This window comes from Ruegeria sp. AH12, from assembly GCF_056541465.1.
On record NZ_JBQFYL010000004.1, the window covers coordinates 262794 to 280765 of the forward strand.

Here is a 17972-nt window from a genome sequence, read left to right on the forward strand (position 1 = left end):
AACCAAATTTGAGTGGCACAATGAACGTTGCAGCTGAAACCGAATTGAAAAAACGTATGCTGTTGAGTGAGGAACAGCGCCAAGCGTTCAAAAGGGATGGAGCGGTTGTTCTCAGAAGTGTTTTTGACACCGACGTAGTTCTAGATCTTCGGCATGCGGTTTTCGAAGATGCAAAGTCAGATTCGACGAGCAAAAGGGTTTTTACCAAGCCCGGGGGGATCGGGCGCTATGTGAGCGATGCCTGGGTAAGTGCACGTTCGGAGGGATTGCGAAACTTTGCCTGGAGCGATGCCGCAGCATCTATCGCCTGTTTCTTCCTCGAAACACGGTCTGCAAGGTTCCTCTACGATAGCTGGATCATAAAGTACCCAGGTACGATTGACCCTACGCCATGGCATCAGGATTGGGGATTTCTTGGCCGCCTAGTTTCACTTTGGATACCGCTGGATTCAGTCCCAATGTCTTCGAGTGTAGAAGTTATCCGTGGATCGCATCTATGGAACCGCCAGTTCTATGAGCCTTGGCACAAGGCTGAGTTCGCTGAAATGCAGAAAGAACTTGGGCAAAAGATGCGTAATCCAGATGGGTCGACGCCTGAGCTGATCCCTGACTTTAATCAAGAGCTTGAGCACCACGACATCATGAGGTGGAACCTTGAACCCACTGATTGCCTGGTGTTGAACCCGATGGCAGTCCATGGCGCACCCGGCAACCCGACCCAGGCGACGATGGCACGCTACACCAGCCGGTGGTCAGCACCAGACGCTAGGCTTTCTGCGTCTGGCGCTGCATACTATTCCAAACTTGGCAAAGCAGGTCACATAGATCGAGTGCTGGCTGACGGGACGGCTGTTTTGTCAAATGATGGCTGCCCGTTGATATCTCCCACGAAATAAGGCGAGCAGGTCAACCCTGCCGGCACCGCTTGTGCCACTCAATCCCGGCATCTCGCTGAAGCGATAGGGCTAATTTTCTATTTTGGTCAGATCGCCGTCTTCAAGTCGATAAACAGTGTCCGCGCGGGCCAAAACTTCGGGATCTAATGACACTAGGATCAGCGTCCTACCTTCTTTGCGTACAAAGTCGAAAACCTTTGAAATACGCTTGGCTCCAAGAGTTGAGATTACATCGTCGATCGCGAGTATCTTTGCGCTACTGGACAAAACGCAAGCCAGGTTGAGCCGCTGTTGTTCGGACGTTGAAAGATAGGCACCATTGTCCCCCGCCATTGTAGATAGACCTTGTGGCAAAACACTGGGTTCAATCCCAATGCCAGTTACGGATGCCACAGCAAAAGCCTCTTTGGCGTTTCTGGCACCAGAAAGTCGCATGTTATTCATCAATGTAAGCCCCATAGGCCGATCACCTTGTAACAAACCTGCAACGCGGCCTTGATTTGTCTTGTTTGCAAGCATTTGCCCGTTTCGGGTGCCGAACATCACAGTCCCTTTAACCAATCTGGCCTGACCAAGTAACACTTTGATAAGCGACGTCTTTCCGCTGCCAACGGAACCGGTAATTCCAACGATCGTGCCAGCTTCGACGCGCAAATTGACTTCATTCAGCACCGGTTTTTTGCGCGATGGATGCATGAGAACGGCATTTGACAGGTTGACGCTCCCATCGAAATCAGGCTGTGCGGGCATCCCATCTCTGCCGATAGGCACATGACTGTTTAAGACAAGTCTGCGCAAAGGGCTTCGAGTTATATCTGCCAGAGCGCGACCGAATGCGACCAATCCAAATCCCAACAGACATGCCATAAGCGCCGTGATCGCAACGTCAACAAACACCTCTAAAGACTCGGAGGACCAATGAGTTGTGATTAGCAGAACCGCTAAGAATAAGACAGGAAGCATAGGCAAAGTGGCAACCTTGTCGTAGTTGACTGGCCTTAGATCAGACGACGCATCAACTTCTTTCATATCGGCCATCATCATTGGCCATTCACGAAGTCTCCAAAGCCGAAAGAAACGGGTGCGCGCTTCCAAACGTGCCCATTCACCGGTCACAGGTTTTCGCCGCTGGCGAATAAAAAATCGCAGTTGAACCGTGATGCAAGCAAATGTCAGCAACAATAAAGGCACTGACCAAGTGCCGGGCAGATAGACAGACGATATGGCGCCGGCACCCAAAACAATCGTAACCCCATAAGTCGCAAGCGCAACCGAACGGGTGATATCAACGCCTTGGTCTAGCGTGAGAAAAACACTCTTCAGTATGTCTTGCGCGAGCTCCGCAGAGAATTCATTCGATTCAAGAGCAAAGTGCAGACCACGGCCGACATATTTCTCGGCAAGCACCGCATTTGCCCGGTCGGCGAAACCAAGCGCAAGGGTCGAAAACAAAGCGGCCAGCGCCAGATAGACGAGCACATGCCCACCCGAATAGTCGGGTTCAATATCAGCCCCGATACCAAATCTGACCGTTATCCAGCTTGCGATTATGTATGCTGCGCATAGCACTGCAACACCGCCAAATATCGAGCAGGCTATGCTTGCAACCGCAAACGTCGATTTGAAAATTCCAGGTCCTACCGGGGCCCACAATCGCGTTGCTTGTCCCTCAGGCATCCGCCTACCTGAAATCTTGGGACGTAAGGTCGACGAACCGGTTGCCGAGCTTGAAGTTCTTGATCGGTGCTAAACGTTGGCCCTCGAGACGATAAACCTGGTCATAGCTTGTCGGCGCACGGGATTGCGACGAAACCACAAGGGTTCCAATTTTTTGCTTTCGAAGGGCCGATACGGCTCGGTTTTCTTCTTCCGCGCTAAAGTGGCGAAAGGTTTCATCCAGCACCGCGAAGCTTGGTCTCGTTGCTAAAACACGTGCGACCTGCAAACGATCACCTTCACCTTCGCTAAGTGGACAGCCGTTGTGACCAATACGAGTCGAAACACCATCGCGAAGGTTATTAACGGTTTGCGACAAGGCGCTGTGTTCGAGGATCCATGTTTCGTCAATACCATCTTGATCTTGCAGAGGCTGCAGGTTCGACCCTATTGTACCCGTTCGAAACGGTTTTCCCACATTAACATGGATAAGACCCGCATTGTTTGATGAGGTGCCTAAAGGCGCATCTACCAAAGATACCGAACCCTCGTCGGTCGACAATAGACCTGCTGCCAATTGGGCGAGCGTCGATTTTCCGGAACCATGTTCTCCCAACACAAGTATGACTTGCCCGGGCTCAATAACCATATTTGCGTCTTTGAGAAGTATGTGACTTGCATCTTGAAAACCAAAACAAACCTGGTCGAATGTGAGACGAGCGATTCCGGTTTCAACGCGCTCGATTATCTGGCTCGGTTCAAGGCGGCTGTTCTGAGTGCCGCCATTCTCTAACTCTTCGACGACAGCCTGGCGCACAGGCGATGGAATCGTGGAGGGTCTGATAAATGAATGGGCCATCGCGGATGCCGCAAATCCGCTTGCTGCAAACAGCAATGCAATATCTGACCCAATGCCTTTCGGCGCAAAAACCGCAAACCCCGCAAGGACGGTAGCGGACAGAAAATTAGCCAGAACCAAAAGCAAATTTATCCTGTTGTCCCGATTTCTTTTGTAAACCCGATCCAAAATCGAATTGTGCATGATGTCCAGCTGGGTCGGAGTGCGCGCAATCTTTTGCAAAAACGAAAAATCGCTGACCATATCGACAAACCACACGTCCAGCATGATGCCGACCTTGTCGTCTGCATTCCTTTCCATCTCGGCTTGTTTCAACCAGCCCGTGACAAGCATTGCCCCGATGACAAGGACAAAGGAGAAAGCGAAAGCGGTATAAGATGCCAAGTGATGGTCCGGCACGAAAACCATCAATCCGATGATCGCAACCAATGCAGAAATCCATCTAAGCAACTGGGCCTTGTCGGTCGAAAAAAGAAGATTGGTATTGGCCAGAATAAGAACAAACTGCGCCGACCAATGCCGTGAAGTAGAAAAACCTCCATCAAGAGATTTGTATGCAAGATCGCGCAGCCTCCGTTTGCGCTCGCCGAGACGTCTTAGGTTTAACAAATGAACCGCCAGGAGACCGGCAAGTGTCGCAACCAAAGACATCCAGACAAATTGGGACATTGATGAATCGCGTGCATCAGAACTATTTTGAAGCAGTAAAAAAAGTAGTCCGCAGACTAGGCCAGACAAAAGTCCGAAGAGCGCTTGCAACGGTTCTGAAGATACGAATGACCACAACTGTAAGAGTGATCCGGCTCGTGATTTGAACACACTTCTCCACCGCAGTCTTTCGAAGGGTGGATCAAAAAAAATGGCTGAGCCTGAAAAACTCCGGATAAATTCGTCTTGTGATATCGTCCTACGCCCACGCGCTGGATCATTGATCCGGACCCTTCCGAAGCGATGCGCCTCATAAACAACGTAATGGTTTTGGTTCCAATGAAGCAAAATTGGGATCTGTGAATCCAAAACGTCCTTTGCGGTGCAGCGGCGAACCTGCGCTGACACGTCGAAACCCATGGCTATGTCGGCGAGAGATGTGAGCGCTACGCCGTTTCGTGTCGGCTTAATCTTTCTTTCAAGGTCCGAGCGTTCCAAAGGGTACCCAAAGTACCTGAGTATGCAAAGAAGAGCTGCAAGTCCGCAATCGTAGGTGTGAAGCTGTGGCGACAGCGGAGTTCGTGCAAACCCAAAGAGGCTGTTCATGCTGGCAACCCAAGAGCAAAGGCAGAGATTGGTGTTTCCACGGACCAATCGATTGCTGTCGCCGACTCAAAGGGTCGGGGGTCGACTGTCCCTAAAGCGCACCCACCCAAACCCATTTGGGTCGCCATCATATACATCGCGTGAACAGAGATACCTGCGTCGAGCAGTCCCAACCTGTAGGCCATTCCGGCGTAGCGCCATGACAGCAAAGGCAACCGTAAAGTCTGTAGGATTATGGCTTGAGGCTCGGGTTGTGATCTATTCATAGACGCAGTTGCCGCTTTCAGCATGTCCTGTGCTTGGCTGCGTGAATGCTCAAACACCTCAAGGCGGTGGTTTTCGGCAACGTAGCGATACAAACGGACATCAAGGCCTTCAATCCGCCCCGCGACGATGAACCATCCAAGCGCATCTATGCCTCCAGCCATCGGCAGAGTATTCGCCTTTGATGAAGGGGCATCACTTTCATCAGTCTTCGGCCCAACTAGCACCGAAAGAAAGGTGGAAACAGTCTCCAACGGCAGACTATGGGTCGACCAATCCCGGCAAGATACCCGCTTGCGCATCGTGTCAAGTGCCGAATGCCGTGCCATTTCCTCCTGACGTGGAGCAGGTAACTCAACTTTAGGCCCGGACGATGGCGCGTATGTAGGAGGGCGAGGAAATTGTTCCTGAAGCCTTTTGTTGAGCCCTACGATCGGCAAGTCTCGCCTGCGGGTGCTGGAGACATGCAAAAGCGCATCAGAAAAATCCCAGCTTTCCAACCCTTGATCCGTTCTTTCTTTGCTGTCCTCCATGAACCCAAAACGGGCGAGTGCACGGGCCAATTCATTACTTATGAAATCCTGAGTTCTGTGCGTTTCGGACTGAGCATCAAGAAAAGCATGTGCGCCAGCTACGGACAACTCAGCCCGACATTGCGACAGCGGGGACTGTAGAACAGGCGTACCATCGTTAAATCGAAGAAATGCGAACGGTGAAATTCGCGTGTACGTGATGTCACTTGCAGTGTCAGGTCGGAAACCGCGAACCAACGACTTGAACACCGCCACGTTTGTCTGCCCTATGTAAAGCGCCCATTCAATGCAAAGGCTTTCCAGAAATCGGCCAAGATAAGCATAGAGCAACCCTGCATCTTGACATGATGCCAATGACCTAATCTGTCGGTCATCCAAACCGTTGCCCGATAGGCCGATAGTCAGAGGTCGAATGCGCTCAAGAAAAGATGGCTCGATTCTGAAACTTTCGCCGGTTTCTGAACACTCTATCGAACCATAATCGGCATCAAATACGACTTGGCCGCTCCATCTCCAAAGAAGTCGGCTGGCTGGGTCATTTATTTGCTCTGTTTGTTTCTCAACCATTGTTACATCCGGGACCACTGAAAGTGGGAGGACAGATAGGTTTTGGTCTGCTTGATTTCTCCATTCTCTATTGAGAACTTCACATGGTGGAATCTGCGAACGCAAATCGGGCACTGCGCGTCCGCTTGGGCAAAGCCATCTCGATGAGGAACGACCGGCCAATGTTCACGTCCACCATCGACGACTGAAAGACCCGGAAAGCTCTTTACCGTCTGCGCAGGCGCAGGGTCGCAATGGCCGTTTTCCATCATCCGGTCAATTAACTGGCGATCATGGCTGTCTGACCGCATCCAACCATTGGGGGCATATAGTTCCAATCCAACCTTGTGGCGCCCCGGCACCAGCGGTGCGATGCCCAGCAATACGCGCTCAGTAAGATCACCATAACTCTCGTTGACTGAGTGCAGAACACCCTCGTGGCAGGTTATGCCAAATTTGTTTAGATAAGCGGAAGCTTCTTGAATGTTCGAAAAGGCGAAGACGACCCGCGCCTCAATTGGTCGGCGGCCCAGCATAGCGCCACAAAGCAGAAAGGGGCTGACGCTTTGATAAGTCCGCATCATTGACGCCAATATTGCAAGGTCATCACCGCTGATATTGGGAAACAGCTTTTTCATGCCCGCACATGCTGCCTCTACTTGCGTTTGCGTAAGCTGCTGCGGCTGGTCGTTGGTCAAGCTGGTGGTCGCTTGCGTACCAAGTTCTTGAGCGTTCGGTGAAAAATAAACACTGGCCGCAGCACTTTGCTGGTTGCGGAGGTCGAATTCGAACCAGAAGTTATCTAGCTGCTGCCAGAGTTCCGGGTCGCTGGTCTCGATAGATGCAACGTTCGAAAAGGATTGCGCCAGCGTTGGCGAGGCAGCTTGCGCAGCGGTTTTGATCGCGTGCTTGTTTCCGAAACCAGAGGCGAACCCAAGTGACAAATCGAAACCCGACCAGGGTCCGTGCATCGGTATCTCAATGCCAACAGGTGGCGGCACCTCCTGATCGAGTGGAATTGCCCCTATCGTCCTTTCTGCAAGCTCTAAATCCCGACTATTGTCGACACCGGAAAAGAGACTTCTGGTCGCGATTTCGATATATCGCGAATACAAACGTGTTTCAGGCTCTTTCAGAACTGGGCCAGTCACGCAAAATACACGATCGGGTTAAGATCGGCCTCTTTGGTTGCTGATCTTTGCCATCCCATTTCGACAGGAACATCATAAAGTCGACCGGGCGCAAAGCGGTTGTGATAATGACGCAGACCCGGCACGACCACTCGAACGACAGGGAAATCAATGTCAGGGCGCGTGCAATCAAGCGCAAGCACATCGTATCCGCATTTGCCAAGCAGTCTAACAAGATCTTCAATATAGTCCTTCAAGTTCGTGCTTTGGCTGAACTCTGAATGGCGGGCGGGCGCTGCTGATTGATCTGGGACCAGATAAGAATGACTTTCCAGATTGGCCGCAGCAAACCAAGCGCGCACTTGGTCCATGCGTGGAGCCGCCGATTGTTCGGCTTCACGGCGATAAACCTCAAGCTGAACCAGTTCGCTTACAGCGCGAAGTGCGGCAATCGAAGGATCAAGATGCGCGCCGAAGCCGAATACAATATTGCTCCCTGATTGATAGTCCGCAGACACCGCGCCGATAACTGGAACGCCAAGATCGTTAGTCAGATCGAGAAGAGCAAGAGTTCGCCCAGCTGCGGCCTGCTCGCGGGTTAAGTCCGCGACCCGTCTGGAGGCAAAACTGTCCAACCGAGAACTTTCAAGCGGTGGACGATGCAGCCTATTGTACCACCAGATAGCAATAGCATCGCGCTCGATAAGTTCCAGCAAGCCATGCAGGATTGCTTCTTCTCTTGTATTTCCAGCGGCGCATCCGTTCGAGTTACTTACGCAGAAACCACCTTGCGAAGGAGCTTCGTAGTAGCAGTAGGTCGTTGGAAGCAGACGCCATGTCTTTTCTCGCAGCGACCACAATGGCGTCCAGTCCATTTGCAAGTCAGGGTCAAACGGCTCCGGAATTTGAAAACCGGAGCTTTTGCCAGCAGCACGATCAGCATATTGCTTCTGGCTGAACCCCATGACATCGTTGGGATGGATCGCATAGGGCTTGAGCGCGTTCAGCGAGCCAAAAATCCGTGGCTCATCGCCCTGAAATGTCCCGCAATACCGCTCAACGGCTTCGGCCATGCAACCTGCCCGCGCTTGCGCACTGCTCGCACCCTTTCCGCCAGCACCCAATGTCAAGTCAATGCGCCTCTGCCAGCCATCTACGCGCCAAGGAGAGATCTGCTTGCACTTTGTGACGTGAAATGGACCGATCACGCCATCTTGGAGGCTGGGAATGATGCCGGTGATTGGGCTGACGAGTGGTGATAGGCGTGCAATCGTCTCTTCAGCAGAGCAAACGCGAAAACCTCCGTCACTTGAGGATCGTTTGACCGCGTCATGAAGTTGAAGCCCCGGGCGCATCAAAAGTTCGCTTTGATCCAACCGCCAACCGTCCTTTGGCGCACCTGAGCCACACTCAGGACATTGTGGACGGTGTGGGAAAAAATGTTGAGCGCTCGCTGCTTCAACATGATCGAAAGTTCTGAGTACGCGGGGCTGCGCACCCCTATTCCGTCCTCCAAACAAAAGAGAAATCTGAGTTGTTAGAAGTGAGAGGGACGCGGTTTCGAACAGCCCGCTCGAAGGCGGTGCTTGCGCCGCAGCATCCTTGGTTAAAGCCGCCAGCTCATCACGTTGATTGTCCCTGAGTCTCTGTGCCAAGCAAGCCCAGCATGCTTGTTCATTTGGTCCAAAAACAGGTCCGAACCACAAGACACGTCCAACAGGTTTAGCAATGAGCCAAGCAGTGCCTGACTCCAAAAAACTACGGTTTAGTTCTGGCAGCTCAGGGTTGAGGTAGTCATCGACCAATACGACGGTGAACGCCGACTCCCTAGTAGAGCCTGACGCCAAGGCGTCTATCCCGGCTTGACCAAGTGACGCGCGCAATTCTTCGACAAACTTCGTACTCACACCCAGGCTGATAATCGACACAGAAGAGCCGTGCGGGGACGTGCCGACACTCTCAATATCCAATCCTGCACTGTGCCAAATGACAGTCTCAACAGGCACGTCGGATTCGATTGTATCAAGGCAGCCGTGTTCATCCAGTAGCCCCAAAGCAGAAAACATATCCGCTGAATCGATGACGCCATTCAGCGCTTGCAGAACCTGGCGCAGTGTATGTGCCCCGTCCAAAAACGGGATCAAAACCTGCAATTGGGCCGCGTCAACTCCCTCAAGAACGAGCGTATCCACCTCACTTTTTATTAGCATCGAGTCAGCTGCCAACGCGCCGTATCGAAGATGGGTCCGAAACAACGGCCGCACGTTCAAAGCACCGGGTTTGAGATATTGGTTTGGATGCGGTGCCAGGATTGATTTGGGCGAAGTTTCTTGCAAGGCTTTGCTCGATCTGGATCTCATCTTGCTCATTACTTAGTTGAAATACATCTATCCGTATTGTGAGGAGATGCAAGAAGGCACACGTCGCCCGTAAGATGTACGCCAATTCCACTCTTGCTCTCAGTCGCCCTGCGGCACTAACACTGGTTACCATGCGCCAACTACATATTGTTAACTTGAGCTTACCAAAAACGGGAACGAAGTCAGTTGCGGGTCTTTTCTCCGCTTTTCGCGCAAGCCATGAATACCAATTTGATGCGGCGACCAAGATACTTGAAGCATATGATGACGGCAGGATCAGCCGAGTTGAGCTGAGTGCATTTTTGTTGACCCGACAAGCGCTTGGACAACTTGAAGTCGATAGCTCCAGCGTCAATTTCTGGTTTGCCCGGGAGTTCACAAAGCTCATGCCTAAAGCTAAATTCATAGTTGTATTACGCGAGCCCTTTAGCTGGCTTGAATCAGTTCTGGCGCATTTGCAGCGAGATGCTTTTGACGCACGCACCCGCGGATTACCTTTCCCCGCCAGCTTCATGCGATTGGCAAAGATCAGCGGAGTCCGTTTCGATCCTTCAATGGCGCTAGATGCTGAAGTGTATCAAAAAGCATTGCCGGACCTCTCGCGTCAGTTGTTGCAATTCTGGACCAGCCAAAACGAACGTATACTTGCTGTCGTACCTCTAAATCGGCGCCTGGTATTGGGGACCGAATACTTGTCTGTTTCACACAATGCGCTCAGCTCATTCGCCGGGATAGAACCGGGGATGCTGACTACAAGTACGGGCCACCTACACAAGCGCCCTGATTCACCAAAGCTAAGGTACTCAAACTTGATTTCTAGCTCGCTAGAACCACAAAAATCGCAGGCAATACTGATGTGGGCGAATATTCGAAAGCTTATCACTTTGGATAACTAAGACAGTGCACAATTGGTCCGACTTTGTTGGAGAATTCGAGGTGTAAGCGCACTTTTGCTACGCCAACCCTATTAGACAAAACCGTGCCCTCGGCTGCGCCTGCGGGCCACACCACTATTGTCGAATAGCATCGCCTCGCCCCCCATCCGCGTTCGCCGCGTTTCAGATCAGCAGGAACAGGCGCCTTCGGCGTCTGATCTGCAAATCAGTCCTAATTTTTCGAAAGAAAGTCAGGATCAATGAAATCGGTTTAGGTGCTGGATCAAAGATGTGAGGCCAAAAAAGGAAAGGTTCTGTCGCTGATGGCATAACTATGCGTCGCCTCACAGGGAAATGTAGAACGTCACTGATTTTTGACTCAATCGACCGCCCAAACCTCAATTAATCGGCTAATTACGTCAAGCATTTCTGACCCAAAACACTTACAAGCTTTTTTCGATGCCGGTTATGTTTCAGTTGAAGAGATCATTCCTTATACGACGCAATGTTCACCCATGATATTGAACCTGAGTATAGCGGCACTTGCCGTTCTGTTTCACAGATTTAGACAAGAGCCTTATGCGCAGACGTATCCCAAACTCCAAATCACGTTAGGTTGCAACGTGCGAAACGTCCCTGTCTGGCGAATAGATGTCGAGGATATTCCAATGCCCGGTTGTTGGTGTCGGGTTGTTGATCATAGGGAGCTCAAGAACCGTTGGTTACCCACCAGAGAATGCGCAACTGGCAGGCCCATATCCGTGCAACGCAGAAAGAGTTCAGAAGCTCAGCTTTTTGGACTTCTTTCGGGTGGCCACTGTGTTCGTTGATAAGGCAAATTTTGTCAACAAATCCCATGGGCACATCGCGACGGATGGCTGTTAGCGTGCTCCTTAGGTTCAGCCTTTCAACCCGTTCAGCGGGTTTGACAGCCATCGCGACTTGGTTCCGTCCCGATACTCAGCCAGGTAGAAGGCAATCAGCAGAAGATGTTGGTGAGAAGACATAAGAAAAACGGTAAGCCACTCTTGGAACTATATTCACCACCTGCGGACATGAGCCAAAATCTTCGACCGATTCAAGTGGTGGCAGTCTGAATACGTGAACAATCCCCGTTGCAGCGGCGATGTAATCGGCGTCATCGAATTGGTTTGGAGTTGGGCCGCTGATTGTTTGCATTTTAGGCTTACAGGGAAGCGCCGAACAATACTCCAGTCCAATGTCTATCCAGTGCCGGTCCGCCGGACTGGTCATCTGATCACAGCGACTTCCAAAAAACCATTCTTACTTCACAAGAAAACCCCACCGTGTCTGCTTGGCTCACGAGTCTCTAAGAAGTCTTCTAAGCGTATAGCCAAGGTTCTTGGTGCAAAATTCGTTCAAGGCACGTACTGATGAAAACCCCAGCTTTGCAGCATAGTCCTCTTCGTATCTAATATTAGACAACCGAACGAGTACATATTCTCGACGCGCGGTTGTCACGAGCTCTCGATAGCTTTGGCCATGTGTTTTTAGAAGGCGCAGCAGCGAGCTGCGGGAGATCTTCAGTTCAGACGCCGCAGCATCGACCGGTAACACGTCTGGAAGACGGTCAGAAATAAGCCTTTTTAGGTTTAGCAAAGTCTGGTCGGTTGCAGCCGGCAATCGTGCTGTTTGTCGAATTTCTTCGAGCAACACTTTGTTGAGACGATCATTTCGGTTTCCGACACTCTTTCCAATCAGAGAATATGGGTACATGAAGTGTGCTTCCTCAGGTGGAAAGCCAAAATTCATGTTTGCGGTCGTCAACTTTCGGAAAGTGTCTGAGTAGTCGCTCTCAGGAATACTGGTTTTGTAAGTAATCAACTTTGCTTCTTCGGGTAGGTGCCTTTTATAGAATGCAGTCTCCCCGAGTATCATCAGCATCATTAGGATGTTCCAGTGGCGATCCTTTACTTCAAATGCAGGACGAATTCTGACCACCATACACTCGGGCGTAGGATCAAAACTGGCGGCAAAAACGGGAAGATATGCTGTACTTTCGGAGAAAACATCGCGAAGTGCAGTGGCAATGTTCGGGCTGGTTTCGACGAATGATGTCAACAGTTGATGGGTACCGTACTTCCAAAGCTTAGTTGCTAACAGCGGCCAGTGCTCACCAATTATTCGGTCTGCGATGTCAAATGTATTCCAAACTTCTTCGAGTGTGAGTTCCACTTGCAGATCAGAGAGTTTGGGAAGTTCATTCTTGAGCAACTCTCCAAACTGGCTTCTGAACTGGGCACGAAAGTAACCGGGTAACAAGACGTTTGAGGTCGAAATCTTGATCATATCTAGAACCACAGCTAAGCGTCACTCCAGCCTTGCACAACGACATGAGTGGACTTTGCACATTCCTTTCTGATTTGAGGCGGGCTCTTGAGTATGCAAGTGCGGCAAAAGATGACCAAGACAAAGTTGGGCAAAGCTCCGGCCAACTGAAAGAGCGCTATTTTTTTAGGCAAAATTCACCTTCAATAATGGCATGATTGTGGAAACCCAACGCGAATGCCAAATGTTTGCCATAGTATTGAAATCGATACATAAATCCAGACAGTCTCTGGTTCAGATCAGAGCGATTCGGTAGTCAACTGGCAACTATGGATATCGCCATCAGCGATCGCGAATAGATTCCTGAGCTTTTGCTGATTTGTTCAGCGATCTGAGAGCTGATGTTTGCCCAATAAATCGAAACAATAATAGTTTCCAGCATCCACTGTACGGGTATCAGGCATAATATTTTGAGACCGTTTACGTGATTTGACACCAGCGTCGTCATCGCGGCGGCGCCAGTGACTTTTTCATTTCTTACCCAAGCAGTTCAGATCAGTCTGATACCTACCGAACGAGAGGTTGGGTTAACCCTTTTCAGTTAGGTTCGAGGATAGAGCGCCGAAGCTGGACGCAAGTTAGTTAAAAAGAGAGGGCTTTAGCTTGTCCAATGAACGAACACTCCGGGCAGCGACCAGGATGCGAGACGATAGTCGTTGCAATCTAAGGCACAGCAGTAATTTGAGGTATCGTTTAATGTCTAGATCACTCGGCGTACCGCGCATCCCAACGCTCATATCAGTCGACACAGCGCAATCAATGGTTCCGGACGAAAACCGGCGTCTGTCTTTGATTGCAGTAGCTTGTGATGACGCAACTGAAGCTCGGCCTCGTTGGACGATGGAGCTCAGGGATGATCAAGGTCATCGATACACTATTGAAACCCGAGGAAGACATCGCAGGCCGATGTATGCCAGCAGCCCAAGTGGTGTTTATGGCATCGCAGCAGAGATCGGAATTGATCAAGTGGTGCTGTGCATCCCGCAAGGGTGAGCAGGCTGTGAACACACGTAGTGGTGAGTGTTGCTTCTTCAAAAGGTTGAAAAACAGGTGGCAAAACACGACCGCATGCGGTCGCATGAGGAACGAGTAGATGGGTTTTGACTATACGACTGGGGGTCCCGCCAGGGGCTCAGGAGACACAGCGGTTACAGATGACGGTGGAACACCTCTTGGAGCGGCACAGGTAACCGCGGGGACGGTGTTTTCCTTCTCGGGCCTGACAACTGTTGACATTGACTTCAACGGCGATGGCCAAATGCTCAATAATGAGATCATTGTTGTTGATGGCGTGGTCACGAGCGACGGAGGTAATGTCTACCAGCTTGATGGCATCATCACCTATGCAGACGGAACGACGGGCAACGCACAGAACCTTTGGGCTATCCATACGGCGGACGGGCAGTTTATCTGGTCGACCTACGACAGCAACACACCGGCCGGTTTGCAGACGTCCGGTATCGATTCGACCAAGGAAATCGCCACTTTTGAAGTTGCCAACACGGTTTCAGCGTTCAGCAGCCTTGGGAACTTTCTGTCTTTCAATGAGCTGACCAACGTTGTGCCAGAGGATGCGGTCGATGGAACATCAGGTGATGACACCATGGGGATCGGCTATGTTGATGCCGAGGGGGACATCATTGATGGCGCTGACGGGATCGACGACACGATCTTTGGCCATGCTGGCAACGACACGATCGAAGGTGGCGCGGGTGCTGACAGAATTGATGGTGGCACCGGAACCGACACAGCAAGCTTTGAAAACTCGGATGCTGCCGTTGAGGTGAATCTGGATACAGGTGTTGCCTCGGGTGGGCATGCAGAAGGTGACACGCTCAGCAACTTCGAAAACCTGACGGGTTCTGCTTTTGATGACACGTTGACTGGTGATGAAAGCCAGAATGTCATTGATGGTGGTTTGGGGGACGACACAATTGATGGTGGTGCTGGCAGTGATACCATCGATGGCGGTGACGGAGCCGATGCGATTGATGGCGGTTCTGGTGACGACATGCTTTCTGGTGGCGACGGGGATGACGTCATTTCAGGGGGGGATAGCAGCGGCACAGCTCCTCCACCGCCGCCAACACTGTCGACCGAGCATCAGTTCACACTTGTTGATCGTTTTGGATTTGACACGACGTCCACTGGGGTGGGTTTATATAGCAACGCCTGGTCGGGTATATACAATGCAAACCCAAGCAGTGTTCAGACAATCACAATATCAGACACAGACATCCAATACAGTGGTCCTGCTGCGGTTGGGAACAACTCTGCAGTCGGCCCAGACACGGATCTGATATTAGAAACGGCTTCACTCTTTGAGGACGAGCAACTCACTGATAATGGTCGTGGGGGTGGCGGTCAGAGACTGACCGAAGAATTCACCACTGAGTACGAAACCTTCCCTGCGGGGACGTACATCGCAACAACAACTGAACATCGGTTTGAAGAATATGATGAGAATGGCAATTACATAGATGATTTCTTTGTCTTTGAAGTCACCATGGGACATGGTATCACCTACCAATACCTTGCGACCAGCAAACCCTTTGTAGAGGGGCATGAATATCTTTCAACCTCGCAAACTGGGGCTGGAAGCGTCGCTTATGACGAGCTGGTAACATTTTCCGCTGACCCCTATGAACCTGGTGGGGATGACACCCTGGACGGCGGCGAAGGTGATGATATTTTGACAGGCGGTGACGGGGATGACACGTTCATTCCTGGCGCGGGTCACAACACAATCACCGATTTTAATGTTGGAAACAGTGGTCCGATTGATGATGGCGATGTTACGAATAATGATTTCGTCGATCTGAGTTCCTATTATTCAGAAGCCAATTTTATCGCAGCGGTGAATGCGGGTCATATTGATCCGACTGTGATCACCAATGAATTGGAATGGCTGCGGGCCGATCAGGCGGATGGGGTTCTGGATGATCCTTACGCTGGTTGGGATGCGAACAATTCGCTGACCATTTTGGACGGAAATGGGAACCCTGTTTCCCCCAACGATTTAACGCCGGACAATACCGGCGTCGATATCGGCAGTCTTGTCCGCGCCAATCCAGATGGCGCCGTGGATGGCGAAGACTACGGCGAAACAATGGGGCCGCTTTATGATGATGCGGGCCAGCTGACAGATGGCGGTGGCGATATCATCGACGGGCCAGATGGTCTGGATGATCTGATTTTCGGCAACGGTGGCGATGACATCATCTCAGCCGGCTTAGGCGACGATGAAGTCTATGGCGGTGCCGACAACGATCAGATCTTTGGCGGATCCGGCAATGACGATCTTGTTGGTGAAGACGGTGACGATGCGCTGTTCGGTGAAGATGGCGATGACAGGCTGTTTGGCGGCACTGGCACAGATACGCTCAGTGGTGGCATCGGCAACGATGAGTTGGTCGCAGGAGATGGCAACGACGATCTGGACGGCGGCGACGGAAACGACTTGCTGTTTGGCGAAGCAGGCGACGATACGCTTGATGGCGGTCTTGGCTCCGACGATTTGGTTGGAGGAGATGGGGTCGATTTTCTAGATGGCGGTGATGGTGATGACCGGCTGTTTGGCGATGCAGGTGAGGACACTCTGCTTGGCGGTGCTGGCAATGATGAACTTCAGGGTGGTACTGGCAACGACATTCTGGATGGTGGTGACGGCAATGACCTCATGTTTGGCCAGGACGGCAATGACACGCTGACGGGGGGTGCCGGGGCTGATCAGCTCATTGGCGGCGAAGGCAACGACGATCTGGACGGCGGCGACGGGAACGATCAGCTTTTCGGCCAAGATGGTAATGACACCCTGACCGGCGGGTTGGGCAATGATACACTGGTCGGTGGTATCGGAGATAATCAATCCACAGGCGGCGATGGGGATGACATCTTCATACATACTGCTGGTGAGGCATTGGATATCACCGATTTTGGTACGGGTTCCACTGATGCCGATGATGGTGACAATTCGAACAACGATTTTATCGATCTGTCCAGTTACTACACAGACCAAGCCGAACTTGAACAAGATCTGGCAGACGATGGTATTCTGAACCAGTCCTCTGGTGATTACTCCGACAATACGTCGATGGGAGGCGGACAGATCACCGGGCTTGCCGCTTTGTCTGGCATCAATGGGTCTTCGTTGTTCGAACAAACAGGCGTTCCCTGTTTCGTATCCGGCACCGAGATCGCGACTGCCAGAGGGCTGACCACAGTCGAACGCCTGAAGGTCGGCGACAGGGTTATCACTCGGGACAATGGTCTACAGGAAATCCGGTGGATCGGGTCCAAAAGAGTTTCTGCGCTAGGGAAATTGGCCCCAATCCGCATCGCCCCTGGCGTGCTTGGGTCGAATGATCAGTACCTGTGGCTATCGCCTAATCACCGCGTTCTAAAAAACAGTGCAGACATGGGAGCATTGTTTGGTGAAAGCGAGGTACTGGTTGCCGCAAAACACCTTGTTGGCCAGCCTGGCATCACGCGGCAACCCGGAGGTACGGTTGAGTATTTCCATATCTTGTTCGACGCTCATGAACTTGTCTTGTCAAACGATCTTTGGACCGAGAGCTTCTTTCCAGGCTCCGAGGTTTTGGCGCAAGACAGCGAAATGCGTGAAGAAATCCTGAACCTATTCCCAGAACTCGACGCGTTTGAGGAAACCTCAAACTACGGGTCCACCGCGCGTATGGTTTTGAAAGCCCATGAAAGCAACCTCATTAACCTCGACCGTGCAGTTTAAGCCGGCATCACTCACTTCCGCAACCTTTTGAAAGAAGGAGAACCCAAAATCCACGTAAACCGAGTAGCAATTGCTCTTACATCAATCCTGAGTATTTGCGGATGCAATGACCCAAACTACTACGAAACAACTCCGGTTGAGATCGAAACCCCAAAGGGTATCGTGACCTGTCAGCTATATACACCTGACTTAGTCGTTTGGGATCAGGCAGTGCTTGCCCCGAAAGGGATGTCAATTCCCGAGGCTGACAGCATCTGCAAAAATGAAGGGTTACGCCGCAGAAAAGCGAGGTAATTTTGGCTTCCATCTTGCGGTCACCCGGCCTTGCCTGTCGCCCCCTTAATTCGGCAAGGCCGGGTATTTTCAATAGTATTTGAGGTTAAGTACACAGTGACGGCGTTCTGGCCTAGGTTCAGGACTCGTTGTTGTTTCATAGCCAGAATATGACAGTGGCGGCGAGAGCGATGGCGGAGAGGAATACCTTTGGGCACCTGTCATAGCGG

The 17972-nt window shown here is 51.4% G+C and carries 9 protein-coding genes and 1 pseudogene; 3 read left to right on the forward strand and 7 right to left on the reverse strand.

Going from position 1 to position 17972, the window contains the following annotated elements; translation table 11 throughout:
* Positions 1–20 precede the first annotated feature (20 nt).
* A complete protein-coding gene (locus tag ACR0EL_RS10150; RefSeq protein ID WP_480499722.1) occupies positions 21–896 on the forward strand; it encodes a phytanoyl-CoA dioxygenase family protein in 876 nt (291 codons plus the stop codon).
* A gap of 69 nt (positions 897–965) precedes the next feature.
* Here ACR0EL_RS10150 and ACR0EL_RS10155 read toward each other — a convergent pair whose 3' ends face one another.
* From ACR0EL_RS10155 to ACR0EL_RS10180, 6 genes and pseudogenes are all read right to left on the reverse strand, one after another.
* Positions 966–2375, reverse strand: a complete 1410-nt coding sequence (locus tag ACR0EL_RS10155) for an ATP-binding cassette domain-containing protein (RefSeq protein WP_480499723.1) — start codon at positions 2373–2375, stop codon at positions 966–968.
* 202 nt (positions 2376–2577) lie between these two features.
* Complete coding sequence (locus ACR0EL_RS10160) at positions 2578–4080, reverse strand: ATP-binding cassette domain-containing protein (protein WP_480499741.1); 1503 nt, start codon at positions 4078–4080, stop codon at positions 2578–2580.
* A 186-nt stretch (positions 4081–4266) separates the two neighbouring features.
* A pseudogene (locus ACR0EL_RS10165) lies at positions 4267–4665 on the reverse strand (cysteine peptidase family C39 domain-containing protein); the annotation flags it as partial.
* On the reverse strand, positions 4662–6029 hold the full coding sequence (locus tag ACR0EL_RS10170; RefSeq protein WP_480499724.1) for a SagB family peptide dehydrogenase: 1368 nt from the start codon (positions 6027–6029) through the stop codon (positions 4662–4664). The gene ACR0EL_RS10170 and the pseudogene ACR0EL_RS10165, both read right to left, overlap by 4 nt.
* 2 nt (positions 6030–6031) lie before the next feature.
* Positions 6032–7159 carry a hypothetical protein gene (locus ACR0EL_RS10175; RefSeq protein WP_480499726.1) on the reverse strand — a complete coding sequence of 376 codons (1128 nt, stop codon included), beginning with the start codon at positions 7157–7159 and terminating at the stop codon, positions 6032–6034.
* Positions 7156–9474 carry a TOMM precursor leader peptide-binding protein gene (locus ACR0EL_RS10180; RefSeq protein WP_480499728.1) on the reverse strand — a complete coding sequence of 773 codons (2319 nt, stop codon included), beginning with the start codon at positions 9472–9474 and terminating at the stop codon, positions 7156–7158. The genes ACR0EL_RS10175 and ACR0EL_RS10180 overlap by 4 nt, the downstream gene beginning before the upstream one ends.
* 98 nt (positions 9475–9572) lie before the next feature.
* Here ACR0EL_RS10180 and ACR0EL_RS10185 point away from each other — a divergent pair, with 98 nt between their 5' ends.
* Positions 9573–10394: a sulfotransferase gene (locus ACR0EL_RS10185; protein ID WP_480499729.1), complete on the forward strand. Its 822-nt coding sequence runs from the start codon at positions 9573–9575 to the stop codon at positions 10392–10394.
* A 1299-nt stretch (positions 10395–11693) separates the two neighbouring features.
* Here ACR0EL_RS10185 and ACR0EL_RS10190 read toward each other — a convergent pair.
* Positions 11694–12683, reverse strand: a complete 990-nt coding sequence (locus ACR0EL_RS10190) for a helix-turn-helix domain-containing protein (protein WP_480499731.1) — start codon at positions 12681–12683, stop codon at positions 11694–11696.
* 1132 nt (positions 12684–13815) lie between these two features.
* Between ACR0EL_RS10190 and ACR0EL_RS10195 the strand changes: the two genes are divergently transcribed.
* Positions 13816–17469 (forward strand): Hint domain-containing protein, encoded by a 3654-nt coding sequence (locus ACR0EL_RS10195; RefSeq protein WP_480499732.1) that lies wholly within the window; start codon positions 13816–13818, stop codon positions 17467–17469.
* Positions 17470–17972: the final 503 nt, after the last annotated feature.

What these genes read in the sequence shown, in the direction of transcription:
- ACR0EL_RS10150 (WP_480499722.1), top strand. Translation starts at nt 21, where the DNA reads ATGAACGTTGCAGCTGAAACCGAATTGAAAAAACGTATGCTGTTGAGT.
- ACR0EL_RS10160 (WP_480499741.1), bottom strand. Translation starts at nt 4,080, where the DNA reads ATGTCCCAATTTGTCTGGATGTCTTTGGTTGCGACACTTGCCGGTCTC.
- ACR0EL_RS10170 (WP_480499724.1), bottom strand. Translation starts at nt 6,029, where the DNA reads ATGGTTGAGAAACAAACAGAGCAAATAAATGACCCAGCCAGCCGACTT.
- ACR0EL_RS10185 (WP_480499729.1), top strand. Translation starts at nt 9,573, where the DNA reads ATGTACGCCAATTCCACTCTTGCTCTCAGTCGCCCTGCGGCACTAACA.
- ACR0EL_RS10190 (WP_480499731.1), bottom strand. Translation starts at nt 12,683, where the DNA reads ATGATCAAGATTTCGACCTCAAACGTCTTGTTACCCGGTTACTTTCGT.
- ACR0EL_RS10195 (WP_480499732.1), top strand. Translation starts at nt 13,816, where the DNA reads ATGGGTTTTGACTATACGACTGGGGGTCCCGCCAGGGGCTCAGGAGAC.